This is a genomic window from Pseudomonas sp. 5.2 (genome assembly GCF_059025405.1).
In genome coordinates this window covers 88,834-106,378 of record NZ_JBYBHH010000003.1, presented here as the reverse complement: position 1 = coordinate 106,378, position 17,545 = coordinate 88,834, and the positions used below count along the sequence as shown (strand labels likewise).

Below are 17,545 nucleotides of genomic sequence, written 5' to 3'. Positions count from 1 at the left end.
TCCTGTGGCAGCGGGCAAGCCCGCTCCCATACGGCCCCGCTGGTTCACCCCCCGATCGCTGCCTGCAACTGCTCTAGCCCCTCATTCAGCGCCTGTTCCAGCTCCCGCTTGTAACGCAGGTACAAAACGGTCGCGCCCAGCTCATCACCCAGCAGCTCGGACAAATCCAGGTCGGTAATGTAGCAGCGGTAATGACCGGCGCTGCGGCGTTGCCCGATGATCTGCCGGGCGACCACGGCGTACAGCTGGTCGCCATGGTCCAGCTCGGAGAACTCCTGCTGGTCACAGTACAACGTCACCGTCACGGCACCCGCAGCACCGCCCTGGATAATCGCCTGAACCTCATAGTACGGCTGGCCGCTGCCCTCGACAGGCACCAGCCGTGGCTCGATGCTGCGCGCCTTGCCAGGGCCTGACGGCAGTAACTGCCCATAGTGGATATCCAGCGAAGCGGGGCGCAGGGCGTCGAACGGCAGTTGGGTATCGCGGCGCATCAGCACCGAGCGCAGGAAGCGTTGCAGCGGCAGCAGCAGATGGGCTTCATCCTGCAATGGCAGGCGCTGTTGCCACAGCGCGTTGTACTCATCCAGCACATACAGATCGGCCCAGGCGCCTTGCAGGCGATAGAACACTTGGATGCACGCGGGCCGCCCCTGCTCCAGCACCAGGGCCAGGTCGTGGTCCTGCAGGGCATTGGCGTCCAGGTGCAGCGGGCTGTAGCGGCTGCGTTCTTCGCTCAGGTAGTCCAGCAGCGCCTCATGGTTGGCCAGGGTCGCCAGGCTTACCTGGCCAGGCAGCAACTCCAGCACATGGGTGTGCTGGGCTACCTGCAGCAGGTAGCGGTAGTTCGCCCCCTGGTCGAGCAACTGTTGCACCGTGGCGAACACCTCCTCGACCCGCTGCTCGATGGCCTGGGCGCGGTTGTGGCAGAAGCAGCGCACCCGTAGCCGGGGGCGGTGGCCGCGCTGGCCGAGGCTGTTGAGGTAATCGCGCAGGCAGCGCAGCAACGCGTGCTCGCCGTCGTAGCGCTGTACCAGCACTTCGTTCCAGCTGTTGAGGGTGACCTGGTCCAGCGTCAGCACCAGGTTTTCGCGCACGCCGGCGTAGCTCAGCGAGTCGGTGCGCTCGGTGGTCATCAGGATGTTCAGGTCGCGGTGCTGGCGCAGCGGGTCGATGCCGACGTTGATCAGCAACAGGATTTCGTCGGCCACACTGGGTTGCAGCAGGCGGACTTCGCTGACGGTCGGCAGCGGCAGGTCGAGGGTCTGCTGCAAGCTGCCCAGCAGGTTGAACAGCTCGAGCTCGCGCAGGTCACTGGCGCCAGGGTGCACGGCGAAGCGTGTACTGCTGTCGATGACGCCATTGCGATGGGCCCAGGTCAGCAGTTCGAGCAGCTCGCGGCAGCGTTTGATAGGGCTGAAATGCGTGACCTCGTGCGTGCTCAGGTTACCGGTGTAAAGCTCCCAGTGGTGGCTACCCGGCTCTTTGCGGTTGGGGGCCTGGACCAGGGTGAGGGTGCCCTCTGCCAGGTCCGGGGCGATCCCAGGGTTGATCACCTCGGTCTTGCCGGCACGGCGCTCGAAGGCGGCGTACAGGCGCCGGCCCAGCACATTGAGGTCACGCTGGTCGGCGCGGCTGCTGGCGTTGCGGGTCTGGGCGAACTGGCTGAGGAAGCGGTAGCTGTGGTTCAGCTCAGCCACCAGCTCGCGGCGTTCGACCGCGACCTGGCCAACCTTCCATTGGCTGCGGCTGTCGAGCAGGGCCAGCTGGCGCTCGTCCCAACCCCATTCGTCCGCCAGGCGCTGCAGCAATTGGCGCTGCCAACCGTTGGCGCGCACTTGGCCGCTGAGTTTCTTGTTGACCTTCAGGTACAGGCTGCGCCTGACCAGCTCAAGGCGCGCCGTTTCGCCGCGTTGCCGGAGATAGTGCTCGATGCGCCGATAGACCATCACGTAAGGGTCCAGCTCGTCGAGGTCGAGCTGGTTGGCGAACACCGCATGCTTGTAGTCCAGGCTCAGGCAGCGCACGGCAGGGTGCTCGCTGGCGTAGGCTTCGGTCAGCAGCAGTTTGAGCAGCGATTTGTAGGGCGAGTCGATGCCTTTGAACAGTTGCCACAGCCCTGCACCCACGAACTCGCCGGGGGGGATATGCGCCAGGTTGCCGAGGTCGAGCACGTCCTGGCTGCGGATGAAGCGCTTGCTGAGCAAGGTCTGGGTATAGGCACTGTAGTTGTGCTCTTCGTAGACCGGCACCAGCCACCACAGCGGCGTACGCCCAGCCAGCCAGATGGCGGTGCGGTAGAACTCGTCGAGCAGCAGGTAATGCTGGGTGGTGCCGCAGTCGTCGGAGCCAAGCTGGCCGTCCCGCTCGCCTTGTGCAAAGCCTTGCGGGTCGATGAGGAAGAAGTGTGCCTCGGCGCCCAGGCTGGCGGCCCAGGTTTCCAGCAGTTGGCATTTGCGGCGCAGCTCGTTCAGCAGGTCATCACCCAGGCCTGGCGCATGGCAGACCCACAAGTCCATGTCGCTTTGTTCGGCCTGGGCCAGCGAGCCCAGGCTGCCCATCAGGAACACGCCATGGATTGGGCGGGCAGCCTGCCCCTGGCGAGCCTTGTAGGCGAACGAGCGTGCCAGCCGTTGCGCTTCGGCGACCAGGTCGTCGGCAGGCTCGAAACCGGCCACCCCGGCGGGCGTGCTGCTGGAGACATAGCCGGGCAGCAGTGGGTGGTTGACGTGGAACAGCAGCGGCAACAGCGTCAGTACCTGTTGCTGGCGGGTCGACAGCCCCTCCATCGCACGTTGCAGGCGACCCTGGTTGAGCGTCAGAAAGCGCGCACGCAAGGTCGCCAGAACTTTGCGGTCGATGCCTTCGTCCAGGTCTGGGCGGATTTCTTGGGGGTGGTTCATTGCGCGCTCGTGGCAGGCCAGTAGGGCTGCGGCGAGTTTAGCCTGAGTGAACCAGTCGGATAAGCGCTAAATCGATTTGTTGGCGTCATTTTTCCAGCGTCCTTGCGTGTGGGTGAAACCCGCCGACTCCAGCTTTCAGCCCGCTTCGGGCATGATGGGCTGCATGAGCGTAGTCTCGCTGATTTAGAGGTGTTTACGGATGCGTGTATGGATCGATGCCGACGCTTGCCCCAAGGCGGCAAAGGATTTGATCGTCAAGTTCGCCCTCAAGCGCAAACTCGAGGTGGTGATGGTGGCCGGCCAGGCGCAAAGCAAGCCGGCCTTTGCCTGTGTGCGGCTGATCGTGGTACCCAGCGGTATGGATGCGGCCGACGACTATTTGGTCGACAACGCCGCGCCTGGTGAGCTGGTGATCTGCAGCGACGTGCCGTTGGCCGATCGGCTGGTCAAGAAAGGCGTGGCGGCGCTGGACCCGCGCGGGCGCGAGTTTGACGAGCGCAACATGGGTGACCGGCTGGCGACGCGCAACCTGTTCACCGATTTGCGCGAGCAAGGGCAGGTTGGGGGAGGGCAGGCGCCTTATGGCGAGCGCGAGAAACAGGCATTCGCCAATGCGCTGGACCGGATTATCGCGCGCTTGTCCAAGCCCACCTGACGTCCACGGCTTTTGTAGGAGCAGCCTTGTGCTGCGAAAGGGCCGGCATGGCCACTGAATCTCTTGAGGCTTCAACGGCCTCTTCGCAGCGCAAGGCTGCTCCTACAAAGGCAGCGCAGGCTGGGGGTTATTGGTCGCCCTCGTGGGTCAGCTCCAGCACCCGGTCTACCAGCTTGTAGATCCCACCGGCCGCTTCGCTGATCGACTTGGCAACCATGTAGGCCGGGGTCGTCACCAACTTGCGCTGGGTGTCTTCAACGATGTCGTGCACATCGCACTCTTCATGCTTGCCACCCATCTTCTCTACCGCAGCAGCCGTGCCGGCATCGTTGCCGATGGTGCAGACCACGCCTGGGCCGTAGATCTTCGCCGCCAGTGCTGGCGAGATGCAGATCAGCCCAACCGGCTTGCAGGCATCGGCAAAGGCTTCGGCCAGGGCCAGCACGTCTGGGTTGACGCTGCAGTTGGTGCCTTCGACGGCGAAGTTGGAGAGGTTTTTCGCCGCCCCGAAACCACCGGGCACAATCAGTGCATCGAAGTCTTCGGCATTGGCTTCGCGGATGTCCTTGACCTCGCCACGGGCAATACGCGCCGACTCCACCAGCACGTTGCGCGACTCGGGCATCTCTTCGCCGGTCAGGTGATTGATCACATGCATCTGCGCGATGTTCGGCGCAAAGCACTGCACCTGCGCCCCGCGCTGGTCGAGGCGCAGCAGGGTGATCACGCTTTCGTGGATTTCGGCGCCGTCATAGACGCCACAGCCGGAAAGTATCACCGCTACTTTTTTCGTCATGCTCATTACTCCAGTGTCGAGGCGCTAAATGTCCTCTAGTTTGGCAGATGTAGCCATAGGGATTCCCGCGGTCGCGGCCTAATCTTTGTGGATAACGCCTGAGGTCGTCACCATGGACCTGATACTGCTGGCCGTGCCGTTCTTCTTCGTATTGATCGCCGTTGAACTGGTGGCTGACCGCGTGCGTGGCCAGCGTAATTACACCTTGGCCGACGCGATCAACAGCCTGAGTACAGGCGTCTTGTCGACCAGCACTGGCCTGTTGACCAAAGGGGTCGGGCTGCTGACCTATGCCTTGGCCTGGGAGCATCTGGCGCTGCTGCGCTTGCCCCAGCAAGCGTGGTGGGTGTGGGTGCTGGCGTTCGTCCTGTACGACCTCTGCTACTACTGGCTGCACCGCCTGGGGCACGAACGCAACGTGCTGTGGGCGGCCCATTCGGTGCACCACCAAAGCGAGGAGTACAACCTCACCACGGCGCTGCGCCAGACCAGCAGCGGCTTCATCTTTTCGTGGATCTTCTACCTGCCATTGGCGCTGATCGGCGTGCCGCCCCTGGTGTTCATCACCGTGGCGTCGCTGAACCTGCTGTACCAGTTCTGGGTGCATACCCGGCACATTGCCAAACTCGGTTGGCTTGAGTGGATATTCATCACGCCATCCAACCATCGCGTCCACCATGCGCAAAATCCTGTTTACTTGGATCGCAATTACGGCGGCGTGTTCATTCTCTGGGACCGCCTGTTCGGAACGTTCAAGGAAGAGGACCCGGCCGAGCCTGTGGTGTTCGGCGTGACCACCCCGCTGGCCAGCTGGAACCCGCTGTGGGCCAACCTGCAGTTCTACGCCCAGCTGTGGCGTGATGCCCGGCGCACGCGCAGCGTGTGGGACAAGTGGCGGATCTGGTTCATGCCCACGGGCTGGCGCCCGGCCGATGTCGCGGCGCGTTACCCGCAGGCCAAGCCGGACCTGGCGCTGTTTCGCAAGTTCGAGGTTGCCCTGGGGCGGGCGCAGCAGGCCTATGTAGCGGCGCAGTTCGTCGTCTATGTGGCATTGGGCAGCTATTTGATGGAGGCCGCGGAGCGCGTGCCTGCCGCCGCCCTGATACTGGGCTGGTCGATCATGGCCTTGGGCCTGTTCGTGCTCGGCGCGCTGCTGGAGAACCGGCCCTGGGCCGTGCGCCTGGAGCGGGCGCGGTTGCTGTCGAATGCGCCAGCGCTGTACCTGGCTGGCGCTCTGGGCTTAGCGGTGATCACGCCGCTTGGGTGGGTCCTGCTCCTGGCTTACAGCCTGCTCAGCGTCTGGGGCCTGAGCCAGTGCCGCCGCCTTGCGCTCCGCGCGCAGGGTGCGGAAGCGCCGGCGCAGCCAGAGCAGGACGCCGAGCAACAACAGGCCGCCGAGCACCCATAGCTCGTACTTCTTCACATTGCCCAACAAACCTTCGAGGATGGCGCCGAAGTGGTAGGCCGCTGCGCCCAGGGCCAGCGCCCAGATGGCGGCACCGAGGCCGTTGAGCAGCAGGTAGCGGCGCGGCGGATAGCCCGACAGGCCAATGGCCACCGGCATGACCGTGCGCAGCCCATAAACGAAGCGGAAGCTCAGCACCCAGATGTCGGGGTGGCGGCGGATGTGGTCCAGCGCCCGATCACCCATGGCCTGCCAGCGCGGTTTGCGTGCCAGGATCTTGCGCCCATGGCGACGGCCCATGAAGTACCACAGCTGATCGCCGGCATAGCTGCCGAAGAAGGCCACCAAGCACACCAGCTTGATGTCCATGTAACCGCGGAACGCGAGGAAACCCGCAAGCACCAGGATGGTCTCGCCTTCAAAGAAGGTGCCTAGAAAAAGGGCGAAGTAGCCGAAATCCTGCAGGAATTGTTGAAGCATTTTCTGAGGTGCTGGCGAAATGAACGCGCAGCCTACCCCTTCGCGCGCGTGGATGAAAGTGTCCAAATGTGTCTCGACGTGAACAATTCCTACAAGGACAATGCCTCCGGACACAAGTCGCAGGCTTGCCAGTGGGTGTAACACAGGCGTCATAATGGCCGCTTATCGTCCCGCTCAATTGATGATAGGGCGTTAACGTCCTCCAGGAACGTCCAGATGAATAATGAAGTGCTCACCCCTGTCGCGATCAAGGACGCCCAGGCAGTCCCCGAAGAGATGGTGCAAACCCCGCCAGACCTGCCGCCGGCGCCAGAGCCCGAGCATGTGGTCGAGGCCGCGGCACCGGCCCCCGCGCCGGCACCGGCGATCACCGTCCCGGGCCTTGACGACAGCAGCCTGTACATTCATCGCGAGCTGTCGCAGTTGCAGTTCAACATTCGGGTGCTGGAGCAGGCACTGGACGAGAGCTACCCGCTGCTCGAGCGTCTGAAATTCCTGCTGATCTTCTCCAGCAACCTCGACGAATTCTTCGAGATCCGCGTCGCCGGCCTGAAGAAGCAGATCAATTTCGCCCGCGAACAGGCTGGGGCCGACGGCTTGCAGCCGCACCAGGCGCTGGCGCGCATCAGCGAGCTGGTGCACACCGAGGTGGATCGCCAGTACGCGATCCTCAACGACGTGCTGCTGCCAGAGCTTGAAAAACACCACATCCGCTTCATCCGTCGCCGTCACTGGACGCCCAAGCTCAAGACCTGGGTGCGGCGCTTCTTCCGTGACGAGATCGCGCCGATCATCACCCCGATCGGCCTCGACCCGACGCACCCGTTCCCCTTGCTGGTGAACAAGAGCCTCAACTTCATCGTTGAACTCGAAGGCGTCGATGCCTTCGGCCGCGACTCGGGCCTGGCGATCATCCCGGCGCCGCGCCTGTTGCCGCGGGTCATCCGCGTGCCTGAAGAAGTCGGTGGCCCGGGCGCTAACTACGTGTTCCTGTCGTCGATGATCCACGCGCACGCCGACGACCTGTTCCAGGGCATGAAGGTCAAGGGCTGCTACCAGTTCCGCCTGACCCGAAACGCCGACCTGGCGCTGGACTCCGAAGAAGTCGACGACTTGGCCCGCGCCCTGCGCGGCGAGCTGTTCTCGCGCCGTTACGGTGATGCCGTGCGGCTTGAGGTGGCTGATACCTGCCCGAAACACCTGTCGGACTACCTGCTCAAGCAGTTCAGCCTGAGCGAGAGCGAGCTGTACCAGGTCAATGGCCCGGTCAACCTGACCCGCCTGTTCAGCATCACCGGCCTCGACAGCCACCCGCAGCTGCAATACATGCCGTTCACCCCGGCGATCCCCAAGCTGCTGCAGAACGCCGACAATATCTTCAGCGTGATCAGTAAACAGGACGTGCTGCTGATGCACCCGTTCGAGTCGTTCACGCCGGTGGTCGACCTGCTGCGCCAGGCCGCCAAGGACCCGCATGTGCTGGCCGTGCGCCAGACCCTGTACCGCTCCGGTGCCAACTCGGAAATCGTCGACGCGTTGGTGGACGCTGCCCGTAACGGTAAGGAAGTCACTGCGGTGATCGAATTGCGCGCGCGTTTCGACGAAGAGTCCAACCTTCAGATGGCCAGCCGCCTGCAAGCGGCGGGTGCGGTGGTGATTTACGGGGTGGTCGGGTTCAAGACCCACGCCAAGATGATGCTGATCCTGCGGCGTGAGCAGGGCGAAATCGTCCGCTATGCGCACCTGGGTACCGGCAACTACCACGCCGGCAACGCCCGCCTGTACACCGACTACAGCCTGCTGACCTCTGACGACGCCCTCACCGAAGACGTCGGCAAGCTGTTCAGCCAGCTGATCGGCATGGGCAAGACCCTGCGCATGAAAAAGCTGCTGCACGCACCCTTCACGCTGAAGAAGGGCATGCTCGACATGATTGCCCGCGAGACCCAGTTCGCGCTCGAAGGCAAACCCGCGCACATCATCGCCAAGTTCAACTCGCTAACCGATGCCAAGGTCATCAAGGCGCTGTACAAGGCCAGCCAGTCCGGTGTGCGCATCGACCTTGTGGTGCGCGGTATGTGCTGCCTGCGGCCAGGTATTCCGGGGGTTTCGCACAACATTCACGTGCGCTCGATCATCGGCCGCTTCCTGGAGCACACCCGGGTGTTCTACTTCCTCAATGGCGGCGAGGAGCAGATCTACCTGTCCAGTGCCGACTGGATGGAGCGCAACCTCGACAAGCGTGTCGAGACTTGCTTCCCGGTCGAAGGCAAGAAGCTGTTGCTGCGGGTGAAGAAAGAGCTGGAAAGCTACCTGACCGACAACACCCATGCCTGGACGCTGCAGTCGGATGGGCGCTACGTGCGCAGCACCCCGACCGGCAACCAGAACCCGCGCAGTGCCCAGGCGACCCTGCTGGAGCGCCTGAGCAACCCGGTCCTCAACGTACGCTGAGGACGAAGCCGACCCGGGCCAGCCACTCCGCCTCGTTGGCGAAGTCGGCCTGGGTCAGCTGGTTCTGCTCCAGCCAGCCTTCTGGGAAGACCACATCGAGGCTGTTGTCGCCTGCTTGCAGCTGTACCTTCGGCATTTGCTGCGTGCCACGAATGTGGTGGAACAGGATGGCGAAGCGCAGCAGCACGCACAGGCGAATCAGCTGCACGCTTTCATCGCCGAACTCGGCGAACTTGTCCTTGGGGATATTGCGGCGATGGCCGCGTACCAGCAGGGCCATCATCTGCTGATCCTCACGGGAGAAGCCCGACAGGTCGGAGTGCTCGATCAGGTAGGCGCCGTGCTTGTGGTAGTGATAGTGGGCGATATCCAGCCCAACTTCGTGCACTTTCGCGGCCCATCCCAGAAGATCGCGCCAATTTCCCTCTTCCAGCTTCCAGGCTTTTGCTACCTGGTCGAACGCATGCAGTGCCTTGCGCTCGACGCGCGCGGCCTGGCCTTGGTCGACGTGGTAACGCTCCATCAATGAATTGAGGGTGCGCTCGCGCACGTCTTCGTGGTGATGGCGGCCGAGCAGGTCGAACAGCACGCCTTCGCGCAGGGCGCCGTCGCAGTGGTCCATGCGTTGCAGTTCGAGGGCGTCGAAGATGGCCTCGAGAATCGCAAGGCCTGCCGGGAAGATGGTGCGGCGGTCTGGCTTGACCCCTTCGAAGTCGATCTTGTCGACCTCGCCCAGCTTGAACAGTTTGCGTTTGACCCACGCCAGCCCTTCGGCGTTGACCTCGCCATTGCCCAGGCCGCTGGCCTTGATGGCTGCGCCGATGGCGCGGATGGTGCCGGACGAACCGATGGCTTCGTCCCAGGTCAGGCGGTGCAGGGCGTTTTCGATGCTCATCAGCTCCAGCCGCGCGGCGGTGTAGGCCTGGGCATAACGCGCCGGGGTGATCTTGCCGTCGCGGAAGTAGCGCTGGGTGAAGCTGACGCAGCCCATTTGCAGGCTCTCGCGCAGCAGTGGCTCGAACCGCTGGCCGATGATGAACTCGGTACTGCCGCCGCCGATGTCGGCGACCAGGCGCTTACCGGGGTTGTCGGCCAGGGTGTGGGAGACGCCGAGGTAGATGAGGCGGGCTTCCTCACGGCCGGAAATCACTTCCACCGGGTGCCCGAGAATGGCCTCGGCGCGCTGGATGAATTCGTTGCGGTTGCGCGCTTCGCGCAGGGCGTTGGTGCCAACGATGCGCACCGCACCCGCGGGCAGCCCGTTGATCAGTTGGGCGAAGCGCTTGAGGCAGTCGAGGCCTCGTTCCATGGCTTCTTCGCTGAGCTTGCGCTCTTCGTCGATGCCGGCGGCCAGCTGAACCTTTTCCCCCAGCCGTTCGAGAATGCGGATCTCGGTGTGGTGGGCCTTGGCCACGACCATGTGAAAACTGTTGGAGCCAAGGTCGATGGCGGCGATCAGAGACAGGTTCTTCGCGTTGGTATGCGGCATGATCTGGATGTTCTCGGTCGTTAACCTGGCAATCGTGCCACGATACGGGGCTGTCGCCAACGCGTGGCACGCCAAGGCTTGATGCAGGGCAATGTGCCATTCGATGTTATGACACGCATATGACAGTTTCGATTCGCGGCGTCTTGCACAACTATAGTTACACTCAATCGTCTGTGACTTCCTGTAGTCAGCCTCTGCGGCTATGATGGGCCACGTTTTTATGCTTACGACCCCGGAGATATCCATGAGCAGCGATCTGATCAAACACGTCACCGACGCCACCTTCGAGGCCGAAGTCCTGCAAGCCCAAGGCCCGGTGCTGGTCGACTACTGGGCTGAATGGTGCGGTCCATGCAAGATGATCGCTCCGGTTCTGGACGACATCGCTTCTACCTACGAAGGCAAACTGACTGTCGCCAAGCTGAACATCGACGACAACCAGGAAACCCCGGCCAAGCATGGCGTGCGTGGCATCCCGACGCTGATGCTGTTCAAGAACGGCAACGTCGAGGCCACCAAGGTCGGCGCACTGTCCAAATCGCAGCTGGCCGCGTTCCTCGACGCCCACCTGTGATGTGAAAAAGCCCCGGAAATACCGGGGCTTTTCTTTTCCAACCCACTAGACGTCGAAAAAAGCAAGTGTTACATTCGGCCTCGCACTGCTTCTCCAGTGCCCCCTGCACGCCGTCGCCGACGCACTCCTAATTAGAATCTGTGCGCGATCCTATCGCCTTCTAGCGGCGCGGCTTCATTAAGCCAGAAGCTTAATCCTCCCTTCATACATGATTACGTCACTCCCCTTATGAACCTGACTGAACTCAAGCAAAAGCCGATTACCGATCTGCTGGAAATGGCCGAACAGATGGGCATCGAAAACATGGCCCGTTCGCGCAAACAGGACGTGATTTTCGCCCTGCTGAAGAAGCACGCGAAAAGCGGCGAAGAGATCTCGGGTGACGGCGTGCTGGAGATTCTCCAGGATGGTTTCGGTTTCCTGCGTTCGGCTGATGCGTCCTACCTGGCCGGCCCCGACGACATCTACGTCTCGCCTAGCCAGATCCGCCGTTTCAACCTGCGTACCGGCGATACCATCGTCGGCAAGATCCGCCCGCCGAAGGAAGGGGAGCGTTACTTCGCCCTGCTGAAGGTCGACACGATCAACTTCGATCGCCCTGAAAACGCGAAGAACAAGATCCTGTTCGAAAACCTGACGCCGCTGTTCCCCAACAAGCGCCTGAAGATGGAAGCCGGTAACGGTTCCACCGAAGACTTGACCGGCCGCGTCATCGACCTGTGCGCCCCGATCGGCAAAGGCCAGCGTGGCCTGATCGTCGCCCCGCCGAAAGCGGGTAAAACGATCATGCTGCAGAACATCGCGGCGAACATCACCCGTAACAACCCCGAGTGCCACCTGATCGTCCTGCTGATCGACGAGCGCCCGGAAGAAGTGACCGAAATGCAGCGCACCGTGCGCGGCGAAGTGGTCGCCTCGACCTTCGACGAGCCGCCAACCCGCCACGTGCAGGTTGCCGAGATGGTCATCGAGAAGGCCAAGCGCCTGGTCGAGCACAAGAAAGACGTGGTCATCCTGCTCGACTCCATCACCCGTCTGGCACGTGCCTACAACACCGTGATCCCGAGCTCCGGCAAGGTCCTCACCGGTGGTGTCGACGCCCACGCCCTGGAGAAGCCGAAGCGTTTCTTCGGTGCCGCGCGTAACATCGAAGAAGGCGGTTCGCTGACCATCATCGCCACCGCGCTGGTCGAAACCGGCTCGAAGATGGACGAAGTGATCTACGAAGAGTTCAAGGGTACCGGCAACATGGAGCTGCCCCTGGACCGTCGTATCGCCGAGAAGCGTGTGTTCCCGGCCATCAACATCAACCGCTCCGGCACCCGCCGCGAAGAGCTGCTGACCGCCGACGACGAACTGCAGCGCATGTGGATCCTGCGCAAGCTGCTGCACCCGATGGACGAAATCGCCGCCATCGAGTTCCTGGTCGACAAGCTCAAGCAGACCAAGACCAACGACGAGTTCTTCTTGTCGATGAAGCGTAAGTAAGCTTCGCTGCATCACGCAAAAAGCCGGGGAAACCCGGCTTTTTGCTGTCTGTCACAAAAGATCGTTCGCCAACGCCCAGAACGCAGGCCACCATGCTGCCTGCGGTTTTCGGTCATGCCCCTGCAGGCATCAACCTCACGCCGTCATCGAGCCTAGCCCCTAGGGTCGGTGAATAAGTCGACACATGGATTGTCTCTTATAAGGTACAATATGGATGTACACAGTTCATCACGTCGAAAGACCGGCAGCAGGCTGATATCGACCAAGCCAAGTTGCTTTGGCACAGGCACAAGGTAACGCTATGACCGGCACACGTTCGCATGAAGAAAGTATTCTTGAGATGCTTCGCAATGACGAAGCCTTCGCCATCGACTATCTCGCAGTGGCACTCGAGGAAATCGATGAGCCTGGTGGTGCTGCGGGCTTTCTGACGGCGGTCCGCCGCGTGGCTGAAGCGCGCGGCGGCATGGGCAATCTTGCGCAGGCCACGGGGCTTGCCCGCCCCAATCTCTATCGCGCGCTGGCAGCGGACGGTGATCCTCGGCTATCGACCGTGCTGAAGGTGCTGCAAGCACTGGGAATCGGGCTGTCAAAAGTGGTTTCGCATAATAGTGAACAGCACCACAGCGGCTGATCCCAGACTCCTTTGGCCAATTTGCCCCCTTAGGCGCTACACTCTGCACCCCGACCGATACGGCCAACACGAGGCTCCTGCATGCAGTATCGCGACTTGCGCGACTTCATCCGTGGCCTGGAACAGCGCGGTGAACTCAAGCGCATCCAGGTTCCGATCTCTCCCGTCCTGGAAATGACCGAGGTCTGCGACCGCACCCTGCGTGCCAAAGGCCCGGCGTTGCTGTTCGAGAAGCCCACGGGGTACGACATCCCGGTACTGGGCAACCTGTTTGGCACGCCCGAGCGGGTGGCCATGGGCATGGGCGCCGAGTCGGTCGAAGAACTGCGCGAAATCGGCAAGCTGCTGGCCTTCCTCAAAGAACCAGAGCCGCCGAAAGGCCTGAAGGATGCCTGGTCGAAGCTGCCGATCTTCAAGAAGGTCGTGTCGATGGCACCGAAGGTGGTCAAGGACGCGGTGTGCCAGGAAGTCGTTGTCGAAGGTGACGACGTCGACCTTGGCCAGTTGCCGATCCAGCACTGCTGGCCAGGCGATGTGGCCCCGCTGATCACTTGGGGCCTGACCGTTACCCGCGGCCCGAACAAGGATCGCCAGAACCTGGGCATCTACCGCCAGCAGGTCATCGGCCGCAACAAAGTCATCATGCGCTGGCTGAGCCACCGTGGTGGCGCGCTGGATTACCGCGAATGGTGCGAGAAGCACCCCGGCCAGCCGTTCCCAGTGGCCGTGGCGCTGGGCGCAGACCCTGCAACCATCCTGGGCGCCGTGACGCCAGTGCCGGATACCCTGTCCGAATATGCCTTCGCGGGCCTGCTGCGTGGCAACCGCACCGAGCTGGTCAAGTGCCGTGGCAGCAACCTGCAGGTGCCGGCCACCGCCGAGATCATTCTCGAAGGTGTGATTCACCCGGGCGAAATGGCGCCGGAAGGCCCCTACGGCGACCACACCGGCTATTACAACGAAGTGGACAGCTTCCCGGTGTTCACGGTCGAGCGCATCACTCACCGGCAAAAACCGATCTACCACAGTACCTACACGGGCCGTCCGCCGGATGAGCCGGCGATTCTCGGCGTAGCGCTGAACGAAGTGTTCGTGCCGATCCTGCAAAAGCAGTTCCCGGAGATCGTCGACTTCTACCTGCCACCGGAAGGTTGCTCGTACCGCATGGCGGTGGTGACCATGAAAAAACAATACCCAGGCCACGCCAAGCGCGTGATGCTGGGTGTGTGGTCGTTCCTGCGACAGTTCATGTACACCAAGTTTGTTATCGTCACCGACGATGACATCAACGCCCGCGACTGGAACGATGTGATCTGGGCCATCACCACGCGCATGGACCCCAAGCGTGATACGGTGATGATCGACAACACCCCGATCGACTACCTGGACTTCGCGTCGCCGGTGTCGGGGTTGGGGTCAAAGATGGGCCTGGACGCCACCCACAAGTGGCCGGGCGAGACTACACGCGAATGGGGACGGGTCATCGTCAAGGACGAGGCCGTCACCCGCCGTATCGATGAGCTGTGGGATCAGTTGGGAATAGATTGATGCAGGTAACGTTGCAGCCGTCCGGGGCAGTGCTGGCGCTTGAACCCGGGGAACGGATCCTGGATGGAGCGCGGCGGCTCGGCTATGACTGCCCGAACAGCTGCCGCAATGGCAATTGCCATGTTTGCGCCGCCTTGCTGGTGGAAGGGAGCGTCCGCCAGAACGGCGAAGTACGCGACCATGGCGAGCTGTTCACCTGTATTGCCGAACCGCTGGAGGATTGCGTGTTGCTCTGGGACGGTGTGCTCGCCCTGGGCGAGCTGCCAGTGCGCAAGCTGGCGTGTAGCGTGAGCGAATGCGTCGAGGTCGGTGGCGACGTCTGGCGCGTGCGCCTGCGTGCGCCTGCCGGCAAACCGCTGCGTTATCACGCCGGTCAGTACCTGATGATCGAGCGCGAAGGCGGCAAGCAGGCGGCGTTCTCCCTGGCTTCTGCGCCGCATGGTGGGCGTGAGCTGGAACTGCACGTGCTGGCGCGTGAGCCCAGCGCGCTGCAGCTGATCGAGCAACTGCAGCGTGATCGCCTGGCGCGCATCGAAATGCCTTTCGGTGATGCGCACCTGGCCGAGTTGCCAGACGGGCCGTTGGTGCTGATCGCCGCCGGTACGGGAATGGGGCAGATGCACAGCCTGGTCGAGCATTGCCGTGCCCAGGGCTTCAAGCATCCGGTACACCTTTACTGGGGTGTGCGTCGGCCTGAGGACTTTTACCAGATCGAGCATTGGGACGAATGGTTGCGCCTGCCCAACCTGTTCCTGCATAAGGTCGTCAGTGACCTGTGTGGGTGGGAAGGCCGTTGCGGCATGCTGCACGAGGCCGTTTGTGAAGACATCCACGACCTCAACGGCGTGCACGTCTACGCCAGCGGCTCGCCAAACATGGTCTATGCCACCCTCGATGCCCTGGTCGAGGCCGGTATGGATGCGCACCGCATGCGCGCCGATGTATTTGCCTACGCGCCGCGCGGCTAATAACTCAAGTTCAAACGAGTGGGTATAAGGCGGTAATTGTTACCGCCTTGGCTAATAACTTTCACTCCGCTCGAAACAATGCTCTCCAATCGTCGGAAGTTCGCGTGAAACTTTAGCTTTCGGGCTTGAGTGTTGGCGCGTTTCTATCCTAAGGTTAATGCAAACACCTTAGGTGCGGGGCGCAAACCCCGGCACACAGCGATTCTCGCTTTATCTGTAGTTCACAGGGAATAATGGCGGCAGCGTATGTCGGCAATTGAAAGTTTGTCCTGGAAAAGTGCTTACCCTCCGGCGCTCGACTTCGGCCAGCAACTGACCCGCGAGCAATTGATCAACTCCATGCAACTGACCATGTCACGCCATGAAGGCGGGCCTGTGTGGTTGTTCGCCTATGGTTCATTGATCTGGCGACCGGAGTGCAGTTCGGTAGAGCGGCAGCGCGCACGGGTGCACGGTTATCACCGTGGGCTGTACCTGTGGTCGCACGAGCACCGTGGCACACCGGAAACGCCCGGCCTGGTGTTCGGCCTGGACCGTGGTGGGTCATGCAGTGGTTTTGCCTATCGGCTGGATGAAAGCAACCTGGATGATTCGCTGATGGCCCTGTGGCAACGCGAAATGCCGTACCCGGCCTACCGCCCGCATTGGCTCAGCTGCCGGTTGGGTGATGGCAGCAAGGTGCAGGCCTTGGGTTTTGTGCTGGAGCGCCATTTGCCGTGCTATGCGGGGAATTTGCCCGACACACTGCTCAGCCAGATCCTTGCCAGTGCCAAGGGGCGATATGGCACCACGCGCGAGTATGTGGAGCAGACCTTGAATGCGTTGCGCAGCCACCAAATGCCGGATCGCAACCTGGAGGCGCGGTTCAGGCGCTGCCATAACCTGCGGGAAGTCTGATCAGCCTGCACCGGCCTCTTCGCGGGCAAGCCCGCTCCCACAGGAGCCCCATAATGTTCGAGTCAGTAGTGATCCTGTAGGAGCGGGCTTGCCCGCGAAGAGGCCAGCAGTGTTAACCAGGTATTCAAGCCTTACCTGGCCAGCACCACCAACTTACCCACAGCCTGCCGCTGCCCCAGCTTCTCAATGGCAGCCCCAGCCTCACCCAGTGGATAAGTCTCCGACACCAGCGGCTTCAGCTTGCCTTCACCCTGCCAGGCAAACAGCTGACGGAAGTTAGCTGCATTCTGCTCCGGCTGACGCTGGGCAAACGCCCCCCAAAACACCCCCACGACCGCTGCGCCCTTGAGCAGCACCAGGTTCGCCGCCAGCTGTGGGATCGCCCCGCTGGCAAACCCCACCACCAGCAGCCGGCCATTCCAGGCCAGGCCCCTTACCGCCTGGTCGAACAGCTCGCCACCCACCGGGTCGTAGATCACGTCCACACCCTGGCCGCCGGTCAGGCGCTTGATCTCGTCCTTGAGGCTGGCCTGGCTGTAGTCGATCAGCTCATCGGCGCCGGCAGCCTTGGCCACGACCAGTTTTTCGGCGCTGCTGGCAGCAGCGATCACCCGGGCGCCCATGGCCTTGCCTATTTCCACGGCCGCCAGGCCCACACCCCCTGAGGCCCCCAGCACCAGCAGGGTTTCACCCGGCTGCAGGTGGCCGCGCTGCTTGAGTGCATGCATCGAGGTGCCATAGGTCATGCCGAAGGCGGCGGCGGTGGTGAAGTCCATGTGCTCGGGGATCGGCATCACGTTGTAGAAGGGCACCGCCACCTGTTCGGCGAACGCACCCCACCCCGTGAGGGCCATGACCCGATCGCCCACCTTGAACGCACCGGCCTTCTCGCCGACCGCAACCACCACACCGGCCGCTTCGCCACCTGGGGAAAACGGCAGCGGTGGCTGGAACTGGTATTTACCTTCGATGATCAAGGTATCGGGGAAGTTGACGCCCGCAGCCTGCACATCCAGCAGGATCTCGTTCTTTTTCGGCACGGGGCTGGCGACGTCTTCCAGTACCAAGTCGCGCGCCGGGCCCAAGGTTTTGCACAACACAGCTTTCATCGGGGCTATTCCTTTGCGGGTAGTGGCCGATAAGTGTAGGAGGGCCACCTGCCGGGTCAACGAGCATGGCCTACCCTGATGGGCCGGCATAAGCCAGGGCTTGGGTTTGAGCGGTGTGCTGGGTAAGCTGGCGCCAATTGTATTG

The 17,545-nt window shown here is 62.3% G+C and carries 13 protein-coding genes and 1 pseudogene; 9 read left to right on the top strand and 5 right to left on the bottom strand.

Features of this window, described 5'->3' with window-relative positions; genetic code table 11:
- Window positions 1-44 precede the first annotated feature (44 nt).
- Complete coding sequence (locus AC5PZ0_RS06270; RefSeq protein WP_454242780.1) at window positions 45-2,903, bottom strand: class I adenylate cyclase; 2,859 nt, start codon at window positions 2,901-2,903, stop codon at window positions 45-47.
- 199 nt (window positions 2,904-3,102) lie between these two features.
- Here AC5PZ0_RS06270 and AC5PZ0_RS06265 point away from each other — a divergent pair, with 199 nt between their 5' ends.
- Window positions 3,103-3,558: a YaiI/YqxD family protein gene (locus AC5PZ0_RS06265; RefSeq protein WP_186703088.1), complete on the top strand. Its 456-nt coding sequence runs from the start codon at window positions 3,103-3,105 to the stop codon at window positions 3,556-3,558.
- Between the two features lie 127 nt (window positions 3,559-3,685).
- Here the strand turns inward: AC5PZ0_RS06265 and elbB are convergent, their stop codons facing one another.
- Complete coding sequence (gene elbB, locus AC5PZ0_RS06260; RefSeq protein WP_027592215.1) at window positions 3,686-4,354, bottom strand: isoprenoid biosynthesis glyoxalase ElbB; 669 nt, start codon at window positions 4,352-4,354, stop codon at window positions 3,686-3,688.
- Window positions 4,355-4,466: 112 nt separating this feature from the next.
- On the opposite strand from elbB, the pseudogene AC5PZ0_RS06255 reads away from it, so the two are divergent.
- Window positions 4,467-5,093, top strand: a pseudogene (locus tag AC5PZ0_RS06255) (sterol desaturase family protein); the annotation flags it as partial.
- 501 nt (window positions 5,094-5,594) lie between these two features.
- Here the strand turns inward: AC5PZ0_RS06255 and AC5PZ0_RS06250 are convergent.
- Window positions 5,595-6,239 carry a DedA family protein gene (locus tag AC5PZ0_RS06250; RefSeq protein ID WP_177323866.1) on the bottom strand — a complete coding sequence of 215 codons (645 nt, stop codon included), beginning with the start codon at window positions 6,237-6,239 and terminating at the stop codon, window positions 5,595-5,597.
- Between the two features lie 216 nt (window positions 6,240-6,455).
- On the opposite strand from AC5PZ0_RS06250, the gene ppk1 reads away from it, so the two are divergent.
- Complete coding sequence (gene ppk1 / locus AC5PZ0_RS06245) at window positions 6,456-8,693, top strand: polyphosphate kinase 1 (RefSeq protein ID WP_493854545.1); 2,238 nt, start codon at window positions 6,456-6,458, stop codon at window positions 8,691-8,693.
- Here ppk1 and ppx read toward each other — a convergent pair.
- Window positions 8,680-10,182: an exopolyphosphatase gene (gene ppx, locus AC5PZ0_RS06240; protein ID WP_099430761.1), complete on the bottom strand. Its 1,503-nt coding sequence runs from the start codon at window positions 10,180-10,182 to the stop codon at window positions 8,680-8,682. The genes ppk1 and ppx overlap by 14 nt on opposite strands.
- A 244-nt stretch (window positions 10,183-10,426) precedes the next feature.
- On the opposite strand from ppx, the gene trxA reads away from it, so the two are divergent.
- The 6 genes from trxA (at window position 10,427) to AC5PZ0_RS06210 (ending at window position 16,291) form a co-directional block, all read left to right on the top strand.
- Window positions 10,427-10,756, top strand: a complete 330-nt coding sequence (trxA, locus tag AC5PZ0_RS06235; protein ID WP_009684153.1) for a thioredoxin TrxA — start codon at window positions 10,427-10,429, stop codon at window positions 10,754-10,756.
- 228 nt (window positions 10,757-10,984) lie between these two features.
- On the top strand, window positions 10,985-12,244 hold the full coding sequence (gene rho, locus AC5PZ0_RS06230) for a transcription termination factor Rho (protein WP_003253661.1): 1,260 nt from the start codon (window positions 10,985-10,987) through the stop codon (window positions 12,242-12,244).
- Between the two features lie 301 nt (window positions 12,245-12,545).
- Window positions 12,546-12,878, top strand: coding sequence for an addiction module antidote protein (locus AC5PZ0_RS06225; RefSeq protein WP_493854544.1), 333 nt, complete (start codon window positions 12,546-12,548; stop codon window positions 12,876-12,878).
- A gap of 81 nt (window positions 12,879-12,959) precedes the next feature.
- Window positions 12,960-14,426, top strand: coding sequence for a 4-hydroxy-3-polyprenylbenzoate decarboxylase (gene ubiD / locus AC5PZ0_RS06220; RefSeq protein ID WP_033702193.1), 1,467 nt, complete (start codon window positions 12,960-12,962; stop codon window positions 14,424-14,426).
- Window positions 14,426-15,394, top strand: a complete 969-nt coding sequence (locus tag AC5PZ0_RS06215; protein ID WP_099430760.1) for a CDP-6-deoxy-delta-3,4-glucoseen reductase — start codon at window positions 14,426-14,428, stop codon at window positions 15,392-15,394. The genes ubiD and AC5PZ0_RS06215 overlap by 1 nt, the downstream gene beginning before the upstream one ends.
- Before the next feature lie 246 nt (window positions 15,395-15,640).
- Window positions 15,641-16,291: a gamma-glutamylcyclotransferase gene (locus tag AC5PZ0_RS06210; RefSeq protein WP_099455685.1), complete on the top strand. Its 651-nt coding sequence runs from the start codon at window positions 15,641-15,643 to the stop codon at window positions 16,289-16,291.
- 131 nt (window positions 16,292-16,422) lie between these two features.
- On the opposite strand, the gene AC5PZ0_RS06205 is transcribed toward AC5PZ0_RS06210, so the two are convergent.
- Complete coding sequence (locus tag AC5PZ0_RS06205) at window positions 16,423-17,400, bottom strand: NADPH:quinone oxidoreductase family protein (protein WP_493854543.1); 978 nt, start codon at window positions 17,398-17,400, stop codon at window positions 16,423-16,425.
- Window positions 17,401-17,545: the final 145 nt, after the last annotated feature.

Coding starts and splice junctions, on each gene's coding strand:
- AC5PZ0_RS06265 (WP_186703088.1), top strand. CDS start 3,103: ATGCGTGTATGGATCGATGCCGACGCTTGCCCCAAGGCGGCAAAGGAT.
- ubiD (WP_033702193.1), top strand. CDS start 12,960: ATGCAGTATCGCGACTTGCGCGACTTCATCCGTGGCCTGGAACAGCGC.
- rho (WP_003253661.1), top strand. CDS start 10,985: ATGAACCTGACTGAACTCAAGCAAAAGCCGATTACCGATCTGCTGGAA.
- AC5PZ0_RS06205 (WP_493854543.1), bottom strand. CDS start 17,400: ATGAAAGCTGTGTTGTGCAAAACCTTGGGCCCGGCGCGCGACTTGGTA.
- ppx (WP_099430761.1), bottom strand. CDS start 10,182: ATGCCGCATACCAACGCGAAGAACCTGTCTCTGATCGCCGCCATCGAC.
- AC5PZ0_RS06250 (WP_177323866.1), bottom strand. CDS start 6,239: ATGCTTCAACAATTCCTGCAGGATTTCGGCTACTTCGCCCTTTTTCTA.
- AC5PZ0_RS06215 (WP_099430760.1), top strand. CDS start 14,426: ATGCAGGTAACGTTGCAGCCGTCCGGGGCAGTGCTGGCGCTTGAACCC.
- AC5PZ0_RS06225 (WP_493854544.1), top strand. CDS start 12,546: ATGACCGGCACACGTTCGCATGAAGAAAGTATTCTTGAGATGCTTCGC.
- ppk1 (WP_493854545.1), top strand. CDS start 6,456: ATGAATAATGAAGTGCTCACCCCTGTCGCGATCAAGGACGCCCAGGCA.
- elbB (WP_027592215.1), bottom strand. CDS start 4,354: ATGACGAAAAAAGTAGCGGTGATACTTTCCGGCTGTGGCGTCTATGAC.
- AC5PZ0_RS06270 (WP_454242780.1), bottom strand. CDS start 2,903: ATGAACCACCCCCAAGAAATCCGCCCAGACCTGGACGAAGGCATCGAC.
- AC5PZ0_RS06210 (WP_099455685.1), top strand. CDS start 15,641: ATGTCGGCAATTGAAAGTTTGTCCTGGAAAAGTGCTTACCCTCCGGCG.
- trxA (WP_009684153.1), top strand. CDS start 10,427: ATGAGCAGCGATCTGATCAAACACGTCACCGACGCCACCTTCGAGGCC.